The sequence below is a fragment of the Micromonospora sp. Llam0 genome, from assembly GCF_003751085.1.
Taxonomy (GTDB): Bacteria; Actinomycetota; Actinomycetes; order Mycobacteriales; family Micromonosporaceae; genus Micromonospora_E.
Map to the genome: position 1 here is coordinate 272,733 of NZ_RJJY01000001.1, position 19,246 is coordinate 291,978.

General features: G+C 72.1%; 21 protein-coding genes. 12 read left to right on the top strand and 9 right to left on the bottom strand.

Annotated features, from left to right (window positions below; genetic code table 11):
- Nucleotides 1–43 precede the first annotated feature (43 nt).
- Nucleotides 44–1,180, bottom strand: coding sequence for a PP2C family protein-serine/threonine phosphatase (locus EDC02_RS01315; protein WP_148083299.1), 1,137 nt, complete (start codon nucleotides 1,178–1,180; stop codon nucleotides 44–46).
- A 161-nt stretch (nucleotides 1,181–1,341) separates the two neighbouring features.
- Between EDC02_RS01315 and EDC02_RS01320 the strand changes: the two genes are divergently transcribed.
- Complete coding sequence (locus tag EDC02_RS01320; protein ID WP_123600357.1) at nucleotides 1,342–1,758, top strand: CBS domain-containing protein; 417 nt, start codon at nucleotides 1,342–1,344, stop codon at nucleotides 1,756–1,758.
- Between the two features lie 153 nt (nucleotides 1,759–1,911).
- Entirely contained in the window at nucleotides 1,912–3,219 is a 1,308-nt protein-coding gene (locus EDC02_RS01325) for an NAD(P)/FAD-dependent oxidoreductase (RefSeq protein ID WP_123600358.1), read from the top strand.
- A 15-nt stretch (nucleotides 3,220–3,234) separates the two neighbouring features.
- Here the strand turns inward: EDC02_RS01325 and EDC02_RS01330 are convergent, their stop codons facing one another.
- From EDC02_RS01330 to EDC02_RS01340, 3 genes are read right to left on the bottom strand one after another with little or no spacing between them, the layout of a single operon-like run.
- Entirely contained in the window at nucleotides 3,235–3,468 is a 234-nt protein-coding gene (locus EDC02_RS01330) for a hypothetical protein (protein WP_123600359.1), read from the bottom strand.
- Nucleotides 3,462–3,722 (bottom strand): hypothetical protein, encoded by a 261-nt coding sequence (locus tag EDC02_RS01335; RefSeq protein ID WP_123600360.1) that lies wholly within the window; start codon nucleotides 3,720–3,722, stop codon nucleotides 3,462–3,464. Before EDC02_RS01335 ends, EDC02_RS01330 begins: the two co-directional genes overlap by 7 nt.
- Entirely contained in the window at nucleotides 3,719–4,057 is a 339-nt protein-coding gene (locus tag EDC02_RS01340) for a PadR family transcriptional regulator (protein ID WP_123600361.1), read from the bottom strand. Before EDC02_RS01340 ends, EDC02_RS01335 begins: the two co-directional genes overlap by 4 nt.
- A gap of 163 nt (nucleotides 4,058–4,220) precedes the next feature.
- Between EDC02_RS01340 and EDC02_RS42500 the strand changes: the two genes are divergently transcribed.
- The 3 genes from EDC02_RS42500 to ahcY all read left to right on the top strand — a co-directional run bounded on the left by EDC02_RS42500 (nucleotide 4,221) and on the right by ahcY (nucleotide 8,195).
- Nucleotides 4,221–5,804 carry an IS1634 family transposase gene (locus tag EDC02_RS42500; RefSeq protein ID WP_123604387.1) on the top strand — a complete coding sequence of 528 codons (1,584 nt, stop codon included), beginning with the start codon at nucleotides 4,221–4,223 and terminating at the stop codon, nucleotides 5,802–5,804.
- 97 nt (nucleotides 5,805–5,901) lie between these two features.
- Nucleotides 5,902–6,567, top strand: a complete 666-nt coding sequence (locus EDC02_RS01350; protein WP_255500576.1) for an NADPH-dependent F420 reductase — start codon at nucleotides 5,902–5,904, stop codon at nucleotides 6,565–6,567.
- 158 nt (nucleotides 6,568–6,725) lie between these two features.
- Nucleotides 6,726–8,195 carry an adenosylhomocysteinase gene (gene ahcY / locus EDC02_RS01355; RefSeq protein WP_199757468.1) on the top strand — a complete coding sequence of 490 codons (1,470 nt, stop codon included), beginning with the start codon at nucleotides 6,726–6,728 and terminating at the stop codon, nucleotides 8,193–8,195.
- Nucleotides 8,196–8,244: 49 nt separating this feature from the next.
- Here ahcY and EDC02_RS01360 read toward each other — a convergent pair whose 3' ends face one another.
- Nucleotides 8,245–9,696, bottom strand: a complete 1,452-nt coding sequence (locus EDC02_RS01360; protein ID WP_123604389.1) for a glycoside hydrolase family 3 N-terminal domain-containing protein — start codon at nucleotides 9,694–9,696, stop codon at nucleotides 8,245–8,247.
- A 179-nt stretch (nucleotides 9,697–9,875) separates the two neighbouring features.
- Here EDC02_RS01360 and EDC02_RS01365 point away from each other — a divergent pair, with 179 nt between their 5' ends.
- From EDC02_RS01365 to EDC02_RS01380, 4 genes are all read left to right on the top strand, one after another.
- A complete protein-coding gene (locus tag EDC02_RS01365) occupies nucleotides 9,876–11,051 on the top strand; it encodes an ROK family transcriptional regulator (RefSeq protein WP_123600363.1) in 1,176 nt (391 codons plus the stop codon).
- 117 nt (nucleotides 11,052–11,168) lie between these two features.
- A complete protein-coding gene (locus EDC02_RS01370) occupies nucleotides 11,169–11,978 on the top strand; it encodes an ABC transporter ATP-binding protein (protein WP_123600364.1) in 810 nt (269 codons plus the stop codon).
- A 12-nt stretch (nucleotides 11,979–11,990) separates the two neighbouring features.
- Complete coding sequence (locus EDC02_RS01375; RefSeq protein WP_123600365.1) at nucleotides 11,991–12,881, top strand: ribokinase; 891 nt, start codon at nucleotides 11,991–11,993, stop codon at nucleotides 12,879–12,881.
- A 111-nt stretch (nucleotides 12,882–12,992) separates the two neighbouring features.
- Nucleotides 12,993–13,400, top strand: a complete 408-nt coding sequence (locus EDC02_RS01380; protein ID WP_123600366.1) for a YccF domain-containing protein — start codon at nucleotides 12,993–12,995, stop codon at nucleotides 13,398–13,400.
- Between the two features lie 70 nt (nucleotides 13,401–13,470).
- Here EDC02_RS01380 and EDC02_RS01385 read toward each other — a convergent pair whose 3' ends face one another.
- Nucleotides 13,471–13,902 carry a DNA-binding protein gene (locus tag EDC02_RS01385; RefSeq protein WP_123600367.1) on the bottom strand — a complete coding sequence of 144 codons (432 nt, stop codon included), beginning with the start codon at nucleotides 13,900–13,902 and terminating at the stop codon, nucleotides 13,471–13,473.
- Between the two features lie 79 nt (nucleotides 13,903–13,981).
- The gene (gene map / locus EDC02_RS01390; protein WP_123600368.1) at nucleotides 13,982–14,755 is read right to left on the bottom strand and encodes a type I methionyl aminopeptidase; all 774 of its coding nucleotides are present in this window, start codon (nucleotides 14,753–14,755) and stop codon (nucleotides 13,982–13,984) included.
- Between the two features lie 77 nt (nucleotides 14,756–14,832).
- Between map and EDC02_RS01395 the strand changes: the two genes are divergently transcribed.
- A complete protein-coding gene (locus EDC02_RS01395; RefSeq protein WP_123600369.1) occupies nucleotides 14,833–15,099 on the top strand; it encodes a helix-turn-helix domain-containing protein in 267 nt (88 codons plus the stop codon).
- Nucleotides 15,100–15,113: 14 nt separating this feature from the next.
- Here the strand turns inward: EDC02_RS01395 and EDC02_RS01400 are convergent, their stop codons facing one another.
- Together EDC02_RS01400 and EDC02_RS01405 are read right to left on the bottom strand one after the other, a co-directional pair.
- Nucleotides 15,114–15,881, bottom strand: coding sequence for a hypothetical protein (locus EDC02_RS01400; protein WP_123600370.1), 768 nt, complete (start codon nucleotides 15,879–15,881; stop codon nucleotides 15,114–15,116).
- A gap of 172 nt (nucleotides 15,882–16,053) precedes the next feature.
- The gene (locus EDC02_RS01405; protein ID WP_123600371.1) at nucleotides 16,054–16,515 is read right to left on the bottom strand and encodes a DUF6232 family protein; all 462 of its coding nucleotides are present in this window, start codon (nucleotides 16,513–16,515) and stop codon (nucleotides 16,054–16,056) included.
- Between the two features lie 79 nt (nucleotides 16,516–16,594).
- Here EDC02_RS01405 and EDC02_RS01410 point away from each other — a divergent pair, with 79 nt between their 5' ends.
- Both EDC02_RS01410 and EDC02_RS01415 read left to right on the top strand, forming a co-directional pair.
- Nucleotides 16,595–17,383 (top strand): enoyl-CoA hydratase-related protein, encoded by a 789-nt coding sequence (locus tag EDC02_RS01410; RefSeq protein WP_370461409.1) that lies wholly within the window; start codon nucleotides 16,595–16,597, stop codon nucleotides 17,381–17,383.
- Between the two features lie 155 nt (nucleotides 17,384–17,538).
- The gene (locus EDC02_RS01415) at nucleotides 17,539–19,161 is read left to right on the top strand and encodes an acetolactate synthase (RefSeq protein ID WP_123600373.1); all 1,623 of its coding nucleotides are present in this window, start codon (nucleotides 17,539–17,541) and stop codon (nucleotides 19,159–19,161) included.
- The last annotated feature ends 85 nt before the right edge of the window (nucleotides 19,162–19,246 follow it).

Genomic DNA, 19,246 nt, shown 5'->3' on the forward strand with positions numbered 1-19,246 from the left:
CTGTCACCGGACCGATCAACCGTCACACCGCCGGAACGGGTCGTCAGTCGGCGGCGACCCGTTCGGTGAGCAGCATTGCGGCGTCGTCGCTGATCTGGCCGCCGGCGTGGCGTTGCAGCTCGGCGACGACGCGGTCCAGCACCTCCTGCCGGTCCGGCAGCTCCAGGCACGCGGTCACCCGGTCCGAGGCGAGGAACTCACCGTGGCCGTTGCGGGCCTCCACCAACCCGTCGGTGTAGAGCAGCAGCCGGTCTCCGACCTGCCACGGCCGGGTCACCCGGAGTGGTTCCGGCGCGTCGCGGCGCAGCCCCAGCGGCGGGTGCCGGTCACCGGGCTCCAGGATCTCCAGCGTCCCGTCGGCGGTACGCAGCGCCGGCGCCGGATGGCCACAGTTGATCACGGTCAGCGCGTCGTCGGTGAGCTGCACCAGGGCGGCGGTGACGAACTGCGCCGGTTGGCGAGTACCCATCCCGTCCCGGTACACCGCCTGGTCCAGGTCGGCGGCGACGGCGGACAGCTCCTGCTGTACGAAGGCGGACTGCCGGAATGCACCCATCACGGTGGCCGACATCTGGACCGCCTGCAGGCCTTTGCCGCACGCGTCCCCGATGATGATCCGGGTCCCGTACGGGCTGTCCACGACGGCGAACAGGTCACCGCCGACATTGGCCGCCTCGGACGCGGACAAGTACCGGGCGACCAGGGCGACATCGCGCAGCTGCGGTGGCGGTGCGCGCAGCACCGCCCGCTGCGCGACCTCGGCGATCTCGGTCATCCGGCGCAGTCGGGCCTCCCGCAGGTTCCGGGACCGGGCCACGTAGATCGACACGATGCCGACCGCGAAGACGACACTGCTGCGCAGCAGATGGTCCAGGCTGCCGAACATGCCGCTGGGTAGCCCGGCGACCAACGCGACGACGCAGGCGACCGCGGTGACCAGCGCGGTCCGTCGGGTCTTCTCGACGGCGGCGGCGAGCAGCGGGGCCAGCGACAGGAACCCGAGGACGACCGCGTTGGTCTGGGTCAGCACGTCGATGACGGTGATGACCGCGATCAGCGCCAACGCCAGCGGCATCCCGCGCCAGCGTTCGGTGCGGTGCAGCAACGACCGGTCGGCCGGGTGCGGCACCCGCGAATCCGGCGAAAGAGGCTTACGCCAGCTGACCCGGCGTGCCCACACGACGTGCTCCCTACCCGGCCTGCCCGCCCGTGCACCTCGTGCCGGCGCAGCCGTTCCGACCTGCGAGCGTAGCCGATCCCACCGACCGGGGGAGGGCGCTGGTTTTCCGTCCCCGGCCCCGGGTACCCCGAAGACGGCGCCGACACCGAGAGGAGTGCGCGATGACGACCGTCGGAGAGTTCATGACGGCCCGGCCGTTCACCATGGACGCGAGTGACATGTTGACGGCGGCGGCGCGACAGATGCGGGACGCCGACATCGGCGACATCATCGTCACCAAGGGTAGCGACATCCAGGGGATCGTGACCGACCGGGACATTACGGTCCGGGCGGTGGCATCCGAGATGGATCCGTCGATGACCCAGCTCAGCCAGATCATCACCGAGGACGTGGTGGTCGTGTCGCCGTACGACGACGCGGTCGCGGCCGCCGAGCTGATGCGGACCTACTCGGTACGGCGACTGCCGGTGGTCGACGACGGCCGCCTGGTCGGCGTGGTCTCCATGGGTGACCTCGCCGTCGAGTGGGAACCGGACTCGGTGCTGGCCGACATCAGCACCGACGACCCGAACAACTGACCACCGGGCCCGCCGCCGCGCCCTCGGGCCGGTGAGCGGTGCCGGAACCCTCTGGTGGGTGTCCCCGACAGGTCTGCCCCGTTTCCCCGGCGCCCGGGTCCGGCAGACACGGGGACACCCGCTTGCGCCCACCCACCCCGATCGGAGATCAGCATGAAGCGACCACGCATCGTCATCGCGGGTGCCGGCTTCGCCGGCTACCAGGCGGCCCGTACCCTGTCCCGGCTGGCCCGGGGGTCCGCCGAGATCGTCCTGATCAACCCGACCGACTACTTCCTGTACGTGCCGCTGCTGCCCGAGGTCGCCTCGGGTGTGCTGGAGCCGCGCCGGGTCACCGTCTCGCTGCCGGACACCCTGCCCGGCGTACGGGTGGTGCTCGGCGAGATCGACCAGATCGACCTGCCGGACCGGCGGATCTGCTACGTCGACGGTGAGGGCGACCGGGCCGAGCTGAGCTACGACCGGTTGATCGTCTCCATCGGCAGCGTCAACAAGCTGCTGCCGATCCCCGGCGCCAACGAGCACGCGCACGGGTTCCGGACCCTGCCGGAGGCGCTCTACCTGCGCGACCACCTCACCCGGCAGATCGAACTCGCCGACCTGAGCGACGATCCGGCCGAGCGGGCCACCCGATGCACCTTCGTCGTGGTCGGGGCCGGATACACCGGCACCGAGGTGGCGGCGCACTGCGTGAGCGCCACCGACCTGCTGGTCCGCCGGCATCCCCGACTGGCCGGCCAGCAGGTGCGCTGGCTGCTGCTCGACCTGGCCGACCGGGTGCTGCCCGAGCTGGACCAGCGGATGTCGGTCACCGCGCAGAAGGTCCTCGACGCGCGGGGTGTCGAGACCCGGTTCGGCACCTCGGTCCGCGAGGCGACCAGCGACGGCGTGCATCTGTCCGACGGGGAGTTCATCCCGACCCGGTCGTTGATCTGGTGTGTCGGGGTGCGACCCGACCCGGTGGTGGACGATCTGGGACTGACCACTCTGAAGGGCCGGCTGGTGGTCGACGAGTTCCTCGCCGTACCGCAGCATCCGGAGGTGTACGCGTGCGGTGACGCCGCCGCGGTGCCCGACCCGAACCGGCCGGGCGAGGTCACCCCGATGACCGCCCAGCACGCCGTCCGGCAGGGCAAGCTGGCCGCACAGAACGTCGCCGCGTCGTACGGGCACGGCTCGTTCCGCCCGTACCGGCACAAGGATCTCGGGTTCGTGGTCGACCTCGGCGGCGCGCAGGCGGCGGCGAACCCGCTGCACGTGCCGATCTCCGGCCCGCTGGCGAAGGCGGTGACCCGGGGCTACCACCTGGCGTCGATCCCGGGCAACCGGATCCGGGTGGCGGCCGACTGGACGTTGGAGTCGTTGCTGTCGCGCCAGGGCGTGCAGCTCGGTCTGGTGCCGCCGGCGGCGGTGCCGCTGGACACCGCGTCGCCGGAGCTGGTGCACCCGGTCGGCCGCTGACCGGGTGCAGATCTGTCACCCGAACCGCAGGTGGGGTCGGCGGCGCAGCCGTACCCCGGTGGCGATCGCGACCAGGGCGACCATCGTGACCGCGACGACCGCGCCGTGCAGCAGCCCTCGGCCGAGGTAGCCGCTGTCGGTGTGGTCGATCGCGTAGGTGGCGATCTCCCGGCTGAACCAGAACGGCAGTGCCCGTGCGGCCGGGCTGGCCGGGTCCATCACCATCTGCAGCCCGACGATGGTCAGCAAAGCTTGGTGACGTCCTGCACGTCGAGCCGGACCGGGCCCGGGTGGACCCGGCGCGGCAGCTGGGCTGGCCCGCCTACGCTGCGTGCCACGTCGGTGGCGTACTCGGCCGGGGTGCCGAAGACCGCCAACGGTGGTTCGCCGCTGTCGTACAGGTGGGCCGCGGCCTCCGCGACGACGTGTCCGGCCAACTCGTGGTCGACGCCGTGCCGGTGCAGCTCGCCGGTCAGGGCGGCCAGCCAGGTCTGCTGGTTCACGAGGTGGTCACCTCCGGCAGGATCGTGTCGACGCCGGTGGCGAAGGACCGCCAGTCGGAGGTGGCCTGGCGCAGCCGCCGCGCACCGGACTCGGTCAGCCGGTAGTACTTGCGGGCCGGACCGCTGGTGCCGGCGCGCCACCGGGCGTCGACCAGGCCGGTCCGTTGCAGCCGGAGCAGGACGGGGTAGAGGGTGCCGCCCTTGATCGGCCCGAGTCCGGCCGCCTGCAGCGACTGGGCCAGCTCGTAGCCGTACGACTCGTGCCGGTGCAGCGCCGCGAGCACGCAGAGGTCGAGCACCCCGCGCAGCCACTGGCCCCGCCGTTCCTGATCCACGGCCAGAAAGGTAGCAGCGCTATCTAGACCCGTCTTTCGCACATGCGGTTGAGTGACTTGCGTTGCGGGCGTGCGGCTGGTTCGTTGCTGATCCATGAGTAGATCTGGTGGGCCTCGACGGGTGGCGCGGCGGCCTCGGACGCGGGTCGCCGCGACGGGTCGGGTGGAGAAGCAGCTGGGGTCGCTGCCGGTCATCGCGGACTTCTCCCGCCGGTTGGACATCGCGGGTGTGGTGGACCGGGCCTGCCCGATACGGGAGGTCGCCTCCATCAGCCACGGGCAGGTCATCGAGGCGCTGATCGCGAACCGGCTGACCAGTCCGAAGGCGATGGTCGCCGTGGCCGACTGGGCCCACGCGTGGGCGGTGGAAGAGGTCTACGACATCGATCCCGACCTGCTCAACGACGACCGGCTGGGCCGGGCCCTGGACGCCCTCGCCGATCAGGCCGACCAGGTCGTCGGATCAATCGGCGCGACCGCGATCACGGCATTCGGCATCGACGTCACCCGCTGCCACTGGGACATGACCTCGATCTCGCTGTACGGCGCATACGACCACGTCGACGACGAGTACCCCACCCCTGCCTACGGCCACCCGAAAGACCGGCGCACCGACCTCAAACAGATCCAGGCCGGCCTCGCCGTCACCGCGGACGGCGCCGTCCCCGTCCTCAGCCGGACCTATGACGGCAACGCCGCCGAGATCGCCCAGGTCACCGACACCATGCGCGCTCTGCAAGCCCTGGCCACACCCCGCAACTTCCTGCTGGTCGGCGACTCGAAACTCATCTCCTACCCCAACGTCACCGCGATGACCACCGAGCAGGTCACCTTCATCGCGCCCCTGGCCGCGTCCCGGGTCCCCGACGGGCTGTTCGCCGGCCTCGACCCGTCCCGGGCCACGATCGTGGACTACGTCGCCGAACGCGACGAGGGCAGACCACACACCGAACGGTGCACCTACCGGGTCGACGAAGACACCATGGACCTGACCGGCCCCCGCAAGAAGGACCCGGTACACACCCTACGGCGGATCCTGGTGCACTCCACCGCCAACGCCACCGCCCAGGCCAAGGCCCGCGCGCTCAGACTCGCCCAGGCCCGCACCGAACTGGACACCCTCACCCGTACCGCCGGCACCCGCCACCACCGCACCATCGAGGCCGTCACCACCAAAGCCACCGCGATCGCCCGCCGCCGCCGCATCAGCGCACACCTGCACACCACGATCACCACCGACGACACCGGCAAACCGACGTTCGCCTGGACCTTCGACCAGGCAGCCCTCGACGCCGAAGCCGCCGCCGACGGCTGGTACGCCCTGCTGACCAACCTGCCCGCCGACATCGACGCCACCGACGTGTTCCTGCGCTACAAGGACCAACCCACCGTCGAACGCCGCTACAGCGAGTTCAAAGGCCCCCTCGCCGTCGCACCGATCTTCCTACGCAACAACCGCCGGATCACCGCCCTGATCACCGTGATCTGCCTGGCCCTGCTCATCTTCTGCCTCATCGAACGCGAAGTCCGCCGCAACCTCGCCCCCGACACCGAGATACGTGGCTTCTACATCAACGACCGCCGCCCACGAAAGCCCACCGGACGGCTCATCCTGCAAGCACTCGGCGAACTCCGACTCATCCCCGCGCCCCCGAACGAAGCAGCCACCATCCCCACACCCGGGCCTCTACAAACCCGACTCCTGCGACTACTCCACGTCGACCCCACCCAACCCCGCTGGCCATGACCGACGACCACCCAACCGCATGTGCGAAAGACGGGTCTAGATAGCGCTGCTACCTATACCCGGTCCGCTGTTTCCGTGCCGGGCGGGCGGGTACCCGATCGACAGTGGCGACCCGTCGGAGAGGGAGAGAATGATGGACATCGGCATCATTGGCGCCGGCAACGTCGGCTCGGCCCTGGCCCGGCGGCTGACCGAGGTCGGTCACCAGGTGACGATCTCCGCGTCCAGCCCGGATTCGCCGCGGCTGGCCGAGGCGACCGCCGGCACCGGGGTGACCGCCGGCGACGCCGCCCAGGCGGCCGACGCCGAACTGGTAGTGCTGGCGGTGCCGTACACCGGGATCGGCGACACGCTCACCGGACCGGTCGCCGACGCGCTGGCCGGCAGCACCGTGATCGACGTGACCAATCCGCTCGGCCCGGACCACATGTCGCTGCGGATCGGTCACGACACCTCCGCCGCCGAGCAGGTCGCCGCGATGGTCCCGGCGGCCAACGTGGTGAAGGCGTTCAACACCGTGCTCGCCCCGAACCACGCCCGGCCGGTGCTCGGCGGCGTACGGCAGTCGGTGCCGGTCGCCAGCGACGACCTGGCCGCCAAGAAGACCGTCCAGGAACTCGGCACCCAGCTGGGCTTCGACACGGTCGACGCCGGCCCGCTGTCCAGCGCCCGCTACCTGGAGCCGGTCGCCGCGCTGCTCATCCAGGTCGCCTACGGCGGCGGTGCCGGTCCGACGGTCGGTTTCGCGCTCGCCCGCGACTGACCGCGGCTTCGCCCGCGACTGACTGCGGCCTCGTCCGCGACTGACTGCGGCCGAGCCCTCGGGTCGGGAAACGCGCCACCCTGGCCGTATGGTGGACGGGTGTCGTGCGTGCCGTGTCCGGCAGGACGGACGCATCCGTTGAAACCCGAGGAGTTCTAGTGACCGTCACTCTGACCGCCGACAGCGCCGGATCGGTCAGCGACTTCAAGGTCGCCGACCTGTCCCTGGCGACCTTCGGTCGCAAGGAGATCGAGCTCGCCGAGCACGAGATGCCCGGGCTGATGGCACTGCGCCGTGAGTACGCCGCCCAGCAGCCGTTCAAGGGCCGCAAGATCGCCGGATCGCTGCACATGACCGTGCAGACGGCGGTGCTGATCGAGACGTTGACCGCGCTCGGGGCCGACGTGCGCTGGGTCTCCTGCAACATCTTCTCCACCCAGGACCAGGCCGCCGCGGCGGTCGTCGTGGGCCCGAACGGCACGGTCGACAACCCGCAGGGTGTCGCGGTGTACGCATGGAAGGGCGAGACGCTCGACGAGTACTGGTGGTGCACCGAGCAGATGCTCACCTGGCCGGACGGCAGCGGCCCGGACTCGATCGTCGACGACGGCGGCGACGTGACCCTGCTGATCCACCTCGGCAAGCAGTTCGAGGAGGCCGGCGCGGTGCCCTCCACCTCGGAGACCGACTCGGTCGAGTACGGCATCATCCTGGAGACCCTGCGCCGCTCGCTGGCCGCGAACCCGACCAAGTACACCGAGATGGCCAAGCCGATCATCGGGGTCTCCGAGGAGACCACCACCGGCGTGAACCGCCTCTACGAGCTGGCCCGCGAGGGCAACCTGCTCTTCCCGGCGATCAACGTCAACGACTCGGTCACCAAGAGCAAGTTCGACAACAAGTACGGCATCCGCCACTCGCTGGTCGACGGGATCAACCGGGGCACTGACGTGATGATCGCCGGCAAGCTCGCGGTGATCTGCGGCTACGGCGACGTCGGCAAGGGTGCTGTGGAGTCGCTGCGCGGCCAGGGGGCCCGGATCGTGGTGACCGAGATCGACCCGATCTGCGCGCTGCAGGCGGCGATGGACGGCCTCGACGTGGTGACCCTGGACGACGTCGTCGACCGCGGCGACATCTTCATCACCACCACCGGCAACAAGGACATCATCCTGGCCGACCACATGGCGAGGATGAAGCACAACGCGATCGTCGGCAACGTCGGGCACTTTGACAACGAGATCGACATGGCCGGCCTGGCGAAGGTGCCCGGGATCGAGAAGATCAACGTCAAGCCGCAGGTCGACGTCTGGCGCTTCCCGGACGGCCACGCGGTGATCGTGCTCTCCGAGGGGCGGCTGCTCAACCTCGGCAACGCGACCGGCCACCCGAGCTTCGTGATGTCGACGTCCTTCTCGAACCAGGTCATCGCCCAGGTCGAGCTGTACGCCAAGATCGGCGAGTACGGCAAGCAGGTGTACGTGCTGCCCAAGCACCTTGACGAGAAGGTGGCCCGGCTGCACCTGGACGCGTTCGGCGCCAAGCTGACCGTGCTCACCAAGGCCCAGGCGGACTACATCGGCGTCGACGTGGCCGGCCCGTACAAGCCGGAGCACTACCGCTACTGATCCACGGCCGTCGGAGCGCACCGCCAGACGGTGTGCTCCGACGGCGTACTCAGGCGGCCAGGCCGAGGGCCTCGGCGGCGGCCCGGCCGTTGGCGTGACTCGCACCGTACGTGGTGACGAAGGCACGCACCCCGGCCGGGCGCCAGGCCGACGGCCAGCCCATCTCCACCACCGCGACCGGGTGCCGGGCGGCCAGCCGTTCGATCAGGTCACCGGCACCGGGAACCCGGTGCAGGTGCCGGCCGACCAGCACCAACGGCCGGCCGTCGGCGGCCGCCGCGACCTGCTCTGCGGTCACCTCGGCCGGTGCCACCCGCAGCTGCCGGGCGTGGCCGAGGTGCGGTCCGAGGCCCCACGGCACCCGGCCCTCGGCGATCGTCGAGCCGGCGGTCAGCTGCACCACCAGTGCGTCGGCCAGCCCGTCGAGGGTGCCTTCCACCCGGACGGCGCGGCGGGCGGCGGCGTACCCCAGATCGGCCGGGCCGGCGGTTCCATCCGCCGCCGGCCGGACCACGGCGGCCAGCGCGGTCACCCGGTCGGCCGCCTGCTCGACCCGGCCGACCGGCAGCGTCCCGTCGCCGATCGCGGCGACGATGCCCGCCGCGACCCGTTCGACCAGTGCGTGGTCGACCCGGGCGCCGATGCAGAGCAGGTCGGCACCGGCGGCCAGGGCGGCGACCGCCGCCGGGACGATCCCACCGGCGGCCAGCGTGGCGCCGCGCATCTCCAGCGCGTCGGTGACGATCACCCCGGCGAAGCCGTACTCGTCGCGGAGCAGGCCGGTCAGCGCGGCCCGGCTGAAGGTGGCCGGCGCGTCGCCGGTCAACGCCGGGACCCGGATGTGCGCGGTCATGATCGCCGGGGTGCCGGCTTCGACCACGGCGGCGAACGGCGGCAGGTCCCGCCGGCGCAGCACCGCCATCGGTACGTCGACAGTGGGCAGTTCGAGGTGCGAGTCGGTGACCGTGGCGCCGTGGCCGGGGAAGTGCTTGGCGCAGCCGGCGACCCCGGCGTCGGCCAGCCCGGCGACGGCCGCCGCCGCGTGCGTGGCGACCAGCGCCGGGTCGGCCCCGAACGACCGGGTGCCGATGATCGGGTTGTCGTCGGCGGTGTTCACGTCGACGGTCGGTGCCAGGTCGAGGTTCGCCCCGCAGGTGGCGAGCTCGTCGCCGATCGCCCGGTAGACCTGCCGGGTCAGCGCCGGGTCGTCGACCGCGCCGAGCGCCGCGTTGCCGGGGTACGGGCTGCCGGTGGCGTGCGCCAGCCGGGTCACGTCGCCGCCCTCCTCGTCGATGGCGACCAGCACGTCGGCCCGGGCGGCCCGCAGCGCGTCGGTGGCGGCCCGCAACTGCTCGGGTCGGTCCACGTTGCCACCGAACAGGGTGTGTCCGGCGAGCCCGTCGCCGACCAGGTCCACCGCCCACTGCGGGACGGTGGTGCCGGGGTAGGCGGCGAGCAGGGTGCGCAGCGCCAGTCGCCGCAGCGCCGGGTCGTTCGGCATGTTCTCCCCCTCCGTGGCGTCTCCGCGGTCCGAGTGGCGCACCGGGGAGGCGCTGTTCGTTGCCGGTGAGTGCCGGGTCGTCCGACCGCCGAGGGTGTCACCGGCGACTACGCTACGGCTACTTCCGTTGCGGATGCCAAGATAATAGTTAACTTTCCTAAATGCTAGAGGACGACCACATGGGTTCCCCGCGCCTGCCCGGCACGCCCCGGCTGCTGCGAGCGCTCAACGACCGGGCAGCGCTGGAGCTGCTCATCGCCCGCGGACCACTCACCCGGGCACAGCTCGGCGAGCTGACCGGACTGTCCAAAGTGACAGCGTCGCAGCTGGTCGAGCGGCTGGAAGGACGCGGGCTGGTCACCCGGGTCGGCGAACAGGCCGGTGGCCGGGGCCCCAACGCCCAGCTGTACGCCGTACAGCCGGCCAGCGCGCACGTCGTCGGCGTCGACGTCGGACCGGACCGGGTGGTGGCCGCCTGTGCCGACATCACCGGATCGGTGATCGGCCGGGTCGAGCAGTCCACCAGGGACACCGATGACCCGGTCGGCGTGGTACACAACGCGGTGGTGCAGGCCGCCAGCAGCGCCGAGACCCAGCTGGCCAGCGTACGGCGGGTGGTGCTGGGCACACCCGGCCTGGTCGACCCGGCCAACGGCGACATCACCTTCGCGTACAACCTGCCGCGCTGGCACCGCGGCCTGCTCGCCGCGCTGCGCGAGGACCTGGACACCACGGTCGTGTTCGAAAACGACGTCAACCTCGCCGCGGTCGCCGAGGCGCATGCCGGCGCCGCCCGCGACGTGCCCGACTTCGTGCTGGTCTGGGCCGGCGTCGGAGTCGGCCTGGCGATCATGCTCGGCGGCCGGCTGCACCACGGCAGCACCGGCGCGGCCGGTGAGATCGGCTACCTGCCGGTGCCCGGCGCGCCGATCCCGCGCGACGTCTCCCGCCGCGCCAAGCCGGCCTTCCAGCAGATCGCCGGCGCCGACGCGGTCCGCGCGGTGGCCCGCGAACACGGGTTCCGGGCGGCCAGCGCGGGCGACGCGGTGCGGGCCGCGATCGCCGCCGGCACCCGGGGCGGGCCGTTGCTCGACGAGCTGGCCCGCCGGCTCGCGCTCGGGGTCGCCAGCAGCTGCGTGGTGCTCGACCCGCCGCTGGTCGTGCTGACCGGCGAGGTCGGCCAGGCCGGCGGCAGCGCCCTGGCCGAACGGGTGCAGCACGAAGTGGCCGCGATCACCCTGGTCGCCCCCCGGGTGGTGGTCACCGAGCTGACCGAGGAGCCGGTGCTGCAGGGCGCCCTGCGGACCGCCCTCGACGCCGCCCGCGACGAGGTCTTCGGATCCACCGTGGCCTGACCCCGTCGCCGGAACCGCTGTGCTGCCACGGCGGTCCAGCCGCAGACCTGAGCAGCCCGTCGGGTGGTGCCGGCCACCCCGGCGCGGCCAGGTGGGGCGGCACCACCCCCGGCGTGATTGGATGGTCCGGTGCCTACCGTTGCTGACGACCTGGTGATCGAGCTCGACTCAGTGGGCGTGACCCGCTCCGGCACGGCCCTGTTGCAGGACATCACCCTGCGGGTGCAGCCCGACCAGCGGTGGGTGGTGCTCGGCCCGAACGGTGCCGGCAAGACCACCCTGCTCAGCCTCGCCGCCGGCCGGCTGCACCCGACGACCGGGACCGTCCGCGTCCTCGACGAGCAGCTGGGGCGCACCGACCTGGCGGAGCTGCGGACCCGGATCGGGTTGACCACCGCCGCGCTCGCCGAACGGATTCCCGGCACCGAGCGGGTGCTCGACGTGGTGCTGACCGCCGCCTGGTCGGTGGTCGGCCGGTGGCGCGAGCGCTACGACGAGCTCGACGTGGGCCGGGCACAGGAACTGCTCGGCCAGTTCGGTGTGGCCGGGCTGGCGCAGCGCGAGTACGGGACCCTCTCCGAAGGTGAACGCAAGCGGGTGCAGATCGCCCGGGCGCTGATGACCGACCCGGAGCTGCTGCTGCTCGACGAGCCGGCGGCCGGGCTCGACCTCGGTGCCCGTGAGGAGCTGGTCGGCCGGCTCGGGGTCCTCGCCCAGGACCCGGATTCCCCGGCGTTGATGCTGGTCACCCACCACGTGGAGGAGATCCCGCCGGGCTTCACCCACGCCCTGCTGCTGCGCGGCGGCACCGTCGTCGCGGCCGGCGAGCTGGCCGCGACGGTCACCGGCGAGCACCTGTCGGAGACGTTCGGCGTGCCGTTGGTCGTCGAGCGGACGGGCCAGCGGTACACCGCCCGGGCCGCCTGAGCGGAGGACGTCGTGACAGCGCCGCGGATCGCGGTGGTGGGCAGCGCGAACATGGACCTGGTCGCGACCGCGCCGAGACTGCCGTCGCCGGGGGAGACCCTGCTCGGCACCGACTTCGTCACGGTGCCCGGCGGCAAGGGCGCCAACCAGGCGATCGCGGCGGCCCGCGCCGGTGGCGCCTGCGTGTTTCTCGGCGCGGTCGGCTCGGACGCCTTCGGCGTCACCCTGACCGGCCGGATCGCCCGGTCCGGGGTGGACACGAGCCAGCTGCGGGTGGTGTACGGGTCGTCCGGCGTCGCGGTCGTGATGGTCAACGCGGCCGGTGAGAACGCGATCGTCGTCACCCCGGGTGCCAACGCGGCGTTCCGTGGGCTCACCGAGCCGGAGCTGGCGGCGGTCCGGGACGCCGACGTGCTGGTGGCGCAGTTGGAGATTCCGCTGGAGACGGTGCTGGCCGCCGCGGCGGCGGCCCGCGAGGCGGGCACCCGGGTGATCCTCAACGCCGCCCCGGCCCGTGAACTGCCGGCCGAGCTGCTCGACGCGGTGGATCTGCTGGTGGTCAACGAGGCCGAGGCGCGGGCGATCGTCGGCGCCGGGCGGGAGGACCCGGCGGCGCTGTTGACGGTGGTCCGTCGGGCGGTGCTCACCCTTGGCACCGAAGGCGCCTGGTTCGCCGACCGCGACGATACGGTGCACCACGTGCCGGCCTTCCCGGTCGAGACGGTGGACTCCACCGCCGCCGGTGACGCGTTCACCGGCGCGCTCGCGGTCGCCTGGGGCGAGGGACGGGAGCTGGTGTCCGCGGTCCGGTGGGCGTCGGCGGCCGGTGCGGCCTGCGTACGCCGGTTGGGGGCCTCGGTGTCGTTGCCGCAGCGGGCCGAGATCGACGCCCTGGCCGGCTGACCGCCCGGATGAACTGGCCGACCGCCTGCCTGGCCGGTCGACCGGCTGACGGCTGACCGCTGATCGCGGAACCGCCGGTGCCGGGTGGCGCGGATGCGGGATCATCGAGACATGCGAGTCATTCTCAACCTGCTCTGGCTCATCTTCGGCGGCGGTATCGTGCTCGGTTTCGGGTACGCGGTGGCGGCCCTCATCTGCTTCGTGCTGATCGTCACGATCCCGTTCGGGGTGGCGTCGCTGCGGTTGGCCTACTACTCCCTCTGGCCGTTCGGCCGGACGCTGGTCGCGAAGCCGGGGGCGGGGATCGGCTCCGGGCTGGCGAACATCCTCTGGGTGGTGCTGGCCGGCTGGTGGCTGGCGCTCACCCACATCGTCACCGGCGTCACGCTCTGTCTGACGATCATCGGCATCCCGTTCGGCATCGCCAACTTCAAGTTGGTGCCGGCGGCGTTCTGGCCGCTGGGCCGGGAGGTCGTCGACGTCGAGGATCTGCGTCGACCAGGGCTGGTCCACGCCTGACCCGGCCGGCCAGCGAGTCCCTGCCCGGTGCCGGCCGAGTGCTCGGCACCGGGCAGGGCACCCGCACTGATCAGTCGGCTTCGCCGGCCGGACTGCTGCGTCCGGTGAGTCGGTCGTAGCGCTGCCGGGCGGCCTGCGCGGTGCCCAGGCCGAGCCCGAAGGCGATCGCCTGCCAGGTGAGTCCCCGGCTTCGGGCGGCCTCCAACAGGCCCAGTTCGACGGCGTCGAGGTCGGCGCGGACCGGCGCGACCAGGGTCAGCGCGGCGATCAGGTCGCTGCGGTCCAGATCCGGTTCGTCCGGGTCGGCCTTGGCGCCGCCACTGGCCAGGCTGAGTGCCAGCCGTACCGCCTCGTACGGGTCGACCATCTGCGGGTGCAGGTGGCGGTGCCGCCGCGCGGTGGTGTCGGCGTGTCGTCCGGCGATCCTGAGCAGGGCCGCGTGCCGGCGGTGCGCCCGCGACTGTGCCGCGTCGGGCGGGGTGAACAGGTCTTCGGTGGTCACAGTGTCGACTCAATCACGCCAACGCACCGATGTCAACTGAACGTTTTCAACAGAACGTTTAGAAACCGTGTTGCTCCGGTCAGGGGGTCGGGCGACCGGTCAGGACCCGGGGCCCGGACGGTGTGATGGCGACCGTGTGTTCGGAGTGGGCGGTACGGGAGCCGTCGGCGGAGCGGATCGTCCAGCCGTCCTCGTCGTACCTGATCTTGTTGGTGGAGTGACAGAACCAGGGTTCGATGGCGATGGTCAGGCCGGGATCGAGCCGCATCCCACGGCCGGCGCGGCCGGTGTTGGCGACGTGCGGGTCCTCGTGCATGGTGCGGCCGATGCCGTGACCGCCGAACTCGCCGTTGACGCTGTAGCCGTACGAACCGGCGACGTCGCCGATCGCGGCGCAGACGTCGCCGAGCCGGCCGCCGGGCTGGGCGGCGGCGATCGCCGCCGCGAGGGCGACCTCGGTCGCCTCGATCAGCCGCAGATCGGCCGGATCGGGGGTGCCGACGATGACGGAGACCGCGGAGTCGGCCACCCAGCCGTCGATGCCGACCGCCATGTCGATGCTGAGCAGGTCACCGTCGCGCAGCACGTAGTCGTGCGGGAGGCCGTGCAGCACCGCGTCGTTGACCGACAGGCACAGCACGTTGCGGAACGGACCGCGGCCGAACGACGGGGCGTAGTCCCAGTAGCAGGACTCGGCGCCGCGTTCGGCGATCCGCTGCCGGGCGTGGTGTTCGATGTCCATCAGGTTGACGCCGACCGCGGCGACGTCGCTCAGTTCGGCGAGCAGTTCGCCGACGAACTGCCCGGTCACCGCCATCCGGTCGATCTCCTGGGCGGACTTGAGCTCGATCACGACAGACTCCCTCTCCCTCTGCGGTATTTTTATACCACGCCGGATCGAGGGCGCTCCGGGCGGCTATCCTGCTGGGCATGGTTCGCCAACCACTCACCGCCGAACAGATCGCCGCAGGCCAGCGACTCGGCGCCGCGCTGCGGGTCGCGCGGGCCGGCCGCAGCCTCGTCGAGGTGGCGCTGGCGGCCGGGATCTCCCCCGAGACGCTGCGCAAGATCGAAGCGGGCCGGCTTCCGGCACCGGCGTTCGGCACCGTGGTCCGGCTCAGCCAGGCCCTCGACGTCCCCCTCGGCGACCTGGCCGACGTCTGGCTGGCCGAGATGCCCGTCCGCCAGGCGTCCTAGCGCTGTCCTGGCGCTTACTCACCCGACGGCAGGGCCTCGTCCTCACCGAGCCGGTCCGCGCCCCGGCGGCGCAGCATCCGCAGCCCCGGGATGCCGGCCACCGCCAACTTCAGGTCCCGGGTCACCTCCAGCAGGTCGTGGATGTCCGGCCCGACCCGGTCCAGGGTGGCCAGGATCGGCAGCACGTCGGCCTTGAGATGCTGAGTCAGCCGGGGCAGCTCGTCGACCAGCCGGACCGCGGCGTCCACCTCGTCCTCGCTCAACTGCTCGACGAAGTGCCGGGCCATCGGGGCACCCCGGCGCAGCGCCGGCTCGTACTCGCCGATCAGCTCGACCGACCGGTCGGCGATCTCCTCGCTGCGCCCCACCACCCGACTGGCCCCCACCGCAACCCGGTCGGCGTCGGTGAGCAGCGTCTGCGCGGCGGCCGCCACCCGGGTCGCGGCCGCCACGGCGTCGGTCGCCGCCGTGGCGATCGTCTCCACCCGTAGGGTCGCCTCCTCGGCCTCAGCGACCACCCGTTCGCTGCGGTCGAGCAGCACCTCGACCCGGTCGACCACGGTGCCGACCCGTTGCACCAGAGCCTCGATCTCATCCAGTACGGCGAACGCGCGCGACGGCACAGCGGCGTACTCGGAGGTGAGCCGGCCCATCCGGGTCGCCACCTCACCGGCCTGGCCGGTGGCTCGCCCGGCCGCGCCGGTCACCGCACCGGCGACCTGCCCGACGGTGGATCTGGTCAGTGCGATGAGACTCGCCGGGGACGGCAGCGGCAGTGGCATCTCCCTATTGTGCGGCGCGCCGGCCACCACCGCTGGCGCGCCGGTCGGCGGCACCCGGCGCGGGCCGGGGCAGCGCCGGTCGGGCCGGAGCGGCTCGGACCGGTACGGCTCGGCCAGGTGTGGCTCGGCCCGGTATGGCTCGGCCTGGAGTGCTTCGGGCCGGGGCAGACGCTTACGATGCCAGCGCGGCCTCGACCGCACGGCGTAGCGCGCGGTGGATGCGGCCCACCCGCAGCGCGTCCCGGTCGGACACCAGCAGCACCGGGGTGCCCCGCACGTCGGCCCAGAGTTCGAGCAGGTGCGCGCCCCGGTCGTAGGAGTCGTCGAGCAGCCCGAGCAGCAGGTCCGCGATCGGCACGATGACCAGCCCGACCAGGATCGATCCGCCGATCAGCGCGATGGTGACGGTCGGCGAGGCGTCGATGGTCAACGCGGCGGCCAGCCCGATGATCGCGGTCGCCACCGGGGCCATGAAGGCGACGCCGACCATCCCTCGGCTGGCCAGGGCGCTCCACGAACGGGCACCCCGCCGCTGCCAGATCCGGTGCACCTGGGTGAGTGGATGTCGTCGCTGGTCCACCCGGATCTCGGTGGAGGTGATCCGTACGGATTTGTCATCGTAGTAGGTGATCATCCGCCTGCCTCCCTCACGTTGTGGATCACGTTACCCACTCTCCGACGGTCCCCGTAGGCTGTCCCAGAACGCGACGTCGATGGGGAGGTCCGCCGTGCCGGAGTTGGTGCTGGTCGAGGTCGAGCAGGGGGTAGCCACGCTTCGGCTGGCCCGGCCGCCGATGAACGCGCTGAACGCGGCGGTGCAGGAGGAGCTGCGCGACGCCGCGCGTACCGTCGCCGACGACGACCGGGTCCGGGCGGTCGTGGTCTACGGCGGAGAGAAGGTCTTCGCCGCCGGCGCCGACATCAAAGAGATGGCCGACATGTCGTACGTGGACATGGCGGCGCGGGCGGCGCAGTTGTCCAGCGCCTTCGACGCGGTGGCCCGGATCCCGAAGCCGGTGGTCGCCGCGATCACCGGCTACGCCCTCGGCGGCGGCTGCGAGCTGGCCCTGGCGTGCGACTGGCGGGTGGTCGCCGAGGACGCCAAACTCGGCCAGCCGGAGATCAAACTGGGGGTCATCCCGGGTGCCGGCGGCACCCAGCGGCTGGCCCGGCTGGTCGGCCCGGCCCGCGCCAAGGACATCATCCTGTCCGGACGGATGGTCGACGCCGCCGAGGCCGAGCGGATCGGCCTGGCCGACCGCGTCGTCCCGGCCGACCAGGTGTACGCGGCGGCACTCGACATGGTGCGGCCGTTCGTCACCGGACCGGCCCAAGCCGTCAAGGCGGCCAAGTTGGCCATCGATGGGGGCCTGGAGATGGACCTCGCCTCCGGCCTGGCCTGGGAGAGTCAACTGTTCGCCAGCCTGTTCGCCACGGACGACCGCACCGAGGGGATGGCGGCGTTCGTCGCCAAGCGCAAGCCCGACTTCACCGGTCGCTAGCCGGTACCGGCCCTCGACCGGCCGAAGCGCCGGACCCTCAACCGGCGCGGTGCCGGCGGTGCCGGTCGCACGTGGATGCCGAACGAAGTGACCGGGCGGTAACCTGCTCGGGGGCGCGCCGGCCGGGCGGGCCCGGGCGACGGGAGGCAGCGACGATGGCGGAACGGATCGAGGGACACGGCGGGACGTTGGCGCTGGCCGCCGCGCAGGCGTACGGCGTACGCGAGCTGTTCACCCTTTCCGGCGGCCACATCTTCCCGATCTACGACGCCGCGCACGCCGCCGACTTTCCGATCTACGACGTACGGCACGAGCAGACCGCCGTCTTCGCCGCCGAGGCGGTAGCGAAACTGCAGCGTCGCCCCGGGCTGGCCGCACTCACCGCCGGCCCCGGAGTCACCAACGGCATTTCCGGTCTGACCAGCGCCTTCTTCAACGCCGCGCCGGTGCTGGTGCTCGGCGGCCGGGCACCGGCGTTCCGCTGGGGGTCGGGCAGCCTGCAGGAGATCGACCATGTACCGCTGGTCGCCCCGGTCACCAAGCACGCCGCCACGGTCGCCGCGACCGACGACGTACCGGCCGCGGTCGGTGCCGCGCTGTCCGCCGCGCTCACCCCGCACCGCGGCCCGGCCTTCCTCGACCTGCCGCTGGAGGTCATCTTCTCGACCGCCGAGGTGACCGCGCCGACCGCCGGCGCGGTGCCGGTGGTCGAGCCCGACCCGGACGAGGTCGCCCGCGCGGCCCGGCTGATCGCCGCCGCCGACCGTCCGGTGATCGTCGCCGGCTCCGACGTGTACGCCGGAGACGCCGTCGCGGCGTTGCGGGAGGCCGCCGAGGCGCTGCAGGTGCCGGTCTTCACCAACGGCATGGGGCGTGGGTCGCTGCCGCCGGGCCACCCGTTGGCCTTCGCGAAGGCGCGGCGGGTCGCGTTCGGCCGGGCCGACGTGGTGGTGGTGGTCGGCACCCCGCTGGACTTCCGGATCAGCTTCGGTGACTTCGGCACCGCCCAGGTGGTGCACGTCGTCGACGCGCCGAGTCAGCGGGCGACCCACGTACAGCCGGCCGTTTCGCCCGCCGGTGACCTGCGGCTGATCCTGTCCGCGTTCGCCGACCACTCCGGCGACCGGGCCGACCACACCGGTTGGCTGGCCGACCTGCGCGCGGCCGAGGAGCAGGCCAGGGCGCGGGACGCGGCCGAGCTCGCCGCCGACTCCGACCCGATCCGCCCGTCGCGGATCTACGGCGAGCTGCGGGCGGTGCTCGACCCGGACGCCGTGACCATCGGCGACGGCGGTGACTTCGTCTCGTACGCCGGCCGTTACCTGGAGCCGTCGGTGCCCGGTAGTTGGCTCGACCCTGGCCCGTACGGCTGCCTCGGCACCGGGATGGGTTACGCGATGGGTGCCCGGCTCACCTACCCGGACCGGCAAATCTGCGTGCTGATGGGCGACGGCGCGGCCGGCTTCTCGCTGATGGACGTCGAGTCGCTGGCCCGGCAGAAGCTGCCGGTGGTGATCGTGGTCGGCAACAACGGCATCTGGGGGTTGGAGAAACACCCGATGCGCGCCATGTACGGCTACGACGTCGCCGCCGACCTGCAGCCGGGGCTGCGCTACGACGAGATCGTCGGGGCGCTGGGCGGCGCGGGGGAGACGGTCACCAAGGCCGGCGACATCGGTCCGGCACTGCGCCGGGCCTTCGACGCCGGGGCGCCGTACCTGGTCAATGTGTTGACGGACCCGGACGACGCCTATCCGCGCTCGTCGAACCTGGCCTGACCGCTTGTCGAACTCCGGTCTGAGCGCTGGTCGAACCTGGCTCTGACGGATCGCCGACCCGATCTGGTCGGCAAATGCTTGGCGG

Bases quoted from the DNA above. Each gene is read 5' to 3' on its own strand.
- EDC02_RS01415 (WP_123600373.1), top strand. From the start codon at position 17,539: ATGGCGGAACGGATCGAGGGACACGGCGGGACGTTGGCGCTGGCCGCC.
- EDC02_RS01395 (WP_123600369.1), top strand. From the start codon at position 14,833: ATGGTTCGCCAACCACTCACCGCCGAACAGATCGCCGCAGGCCAGCGA.
- EDC02_RS01360 (WP_123604389.1), bottom strand. From the start codon at position 9,696: ATGCCGAACGACCCGGCGCTGCGGCGACTGGCGCTGCGCACCCTGCTC.
- EDC02_RS01400 (WP_123600370.1), bottom strand. From the start codon at position 15,881: ATGCCACTGCCGCTGCCGTCCCCGGCGAGTCTCATCGCACTGACCAGA.
- EDC02_RS01320 (WP_123600357.1), top strand. From the start codon at position 1,342: ATGACGACCGTCGGAGAGTTCATGACGGCCCGGCCGTTCACCATGGAC.
- EDC02_RS01380 (WP_123600366.1), top strand. From the start codon at position 12,993: ATGCGAGTCATTCTCAACCTGCTCTGGCTCATCTTCGGCGGCGGTATC.
- EDC02_RS01325 (WP_123600358.1), top strand. From the start codon at position 1,912: ATGAAGCGACCACGCATCGTCATCGCGGGTGCCGGCTTCGCCGGCTAC.
- EDC02_RS01405 (WP_123600371.1), bottom strand. From the start codon at position 16,515: ATGATCACCTACTACGATGACAAATCCGTACGGATCACCTCCACCGAG.
- EDC02_RS01410 (WP_370461409.1), top strand. From the start codon at position 16,595: ATGGGGAGGTCCGCCGTGCCGGAGTTGGTGCTGGTCGAGGTCGAGCAG.
- EDC02_RS01365 (WP_123600363.1), top strand. From the start codon at position 9,876: ATGGGTTCCCCGCGCCTGCCCGGCACGCCCCGGCTGCTGCGAGCGCTC.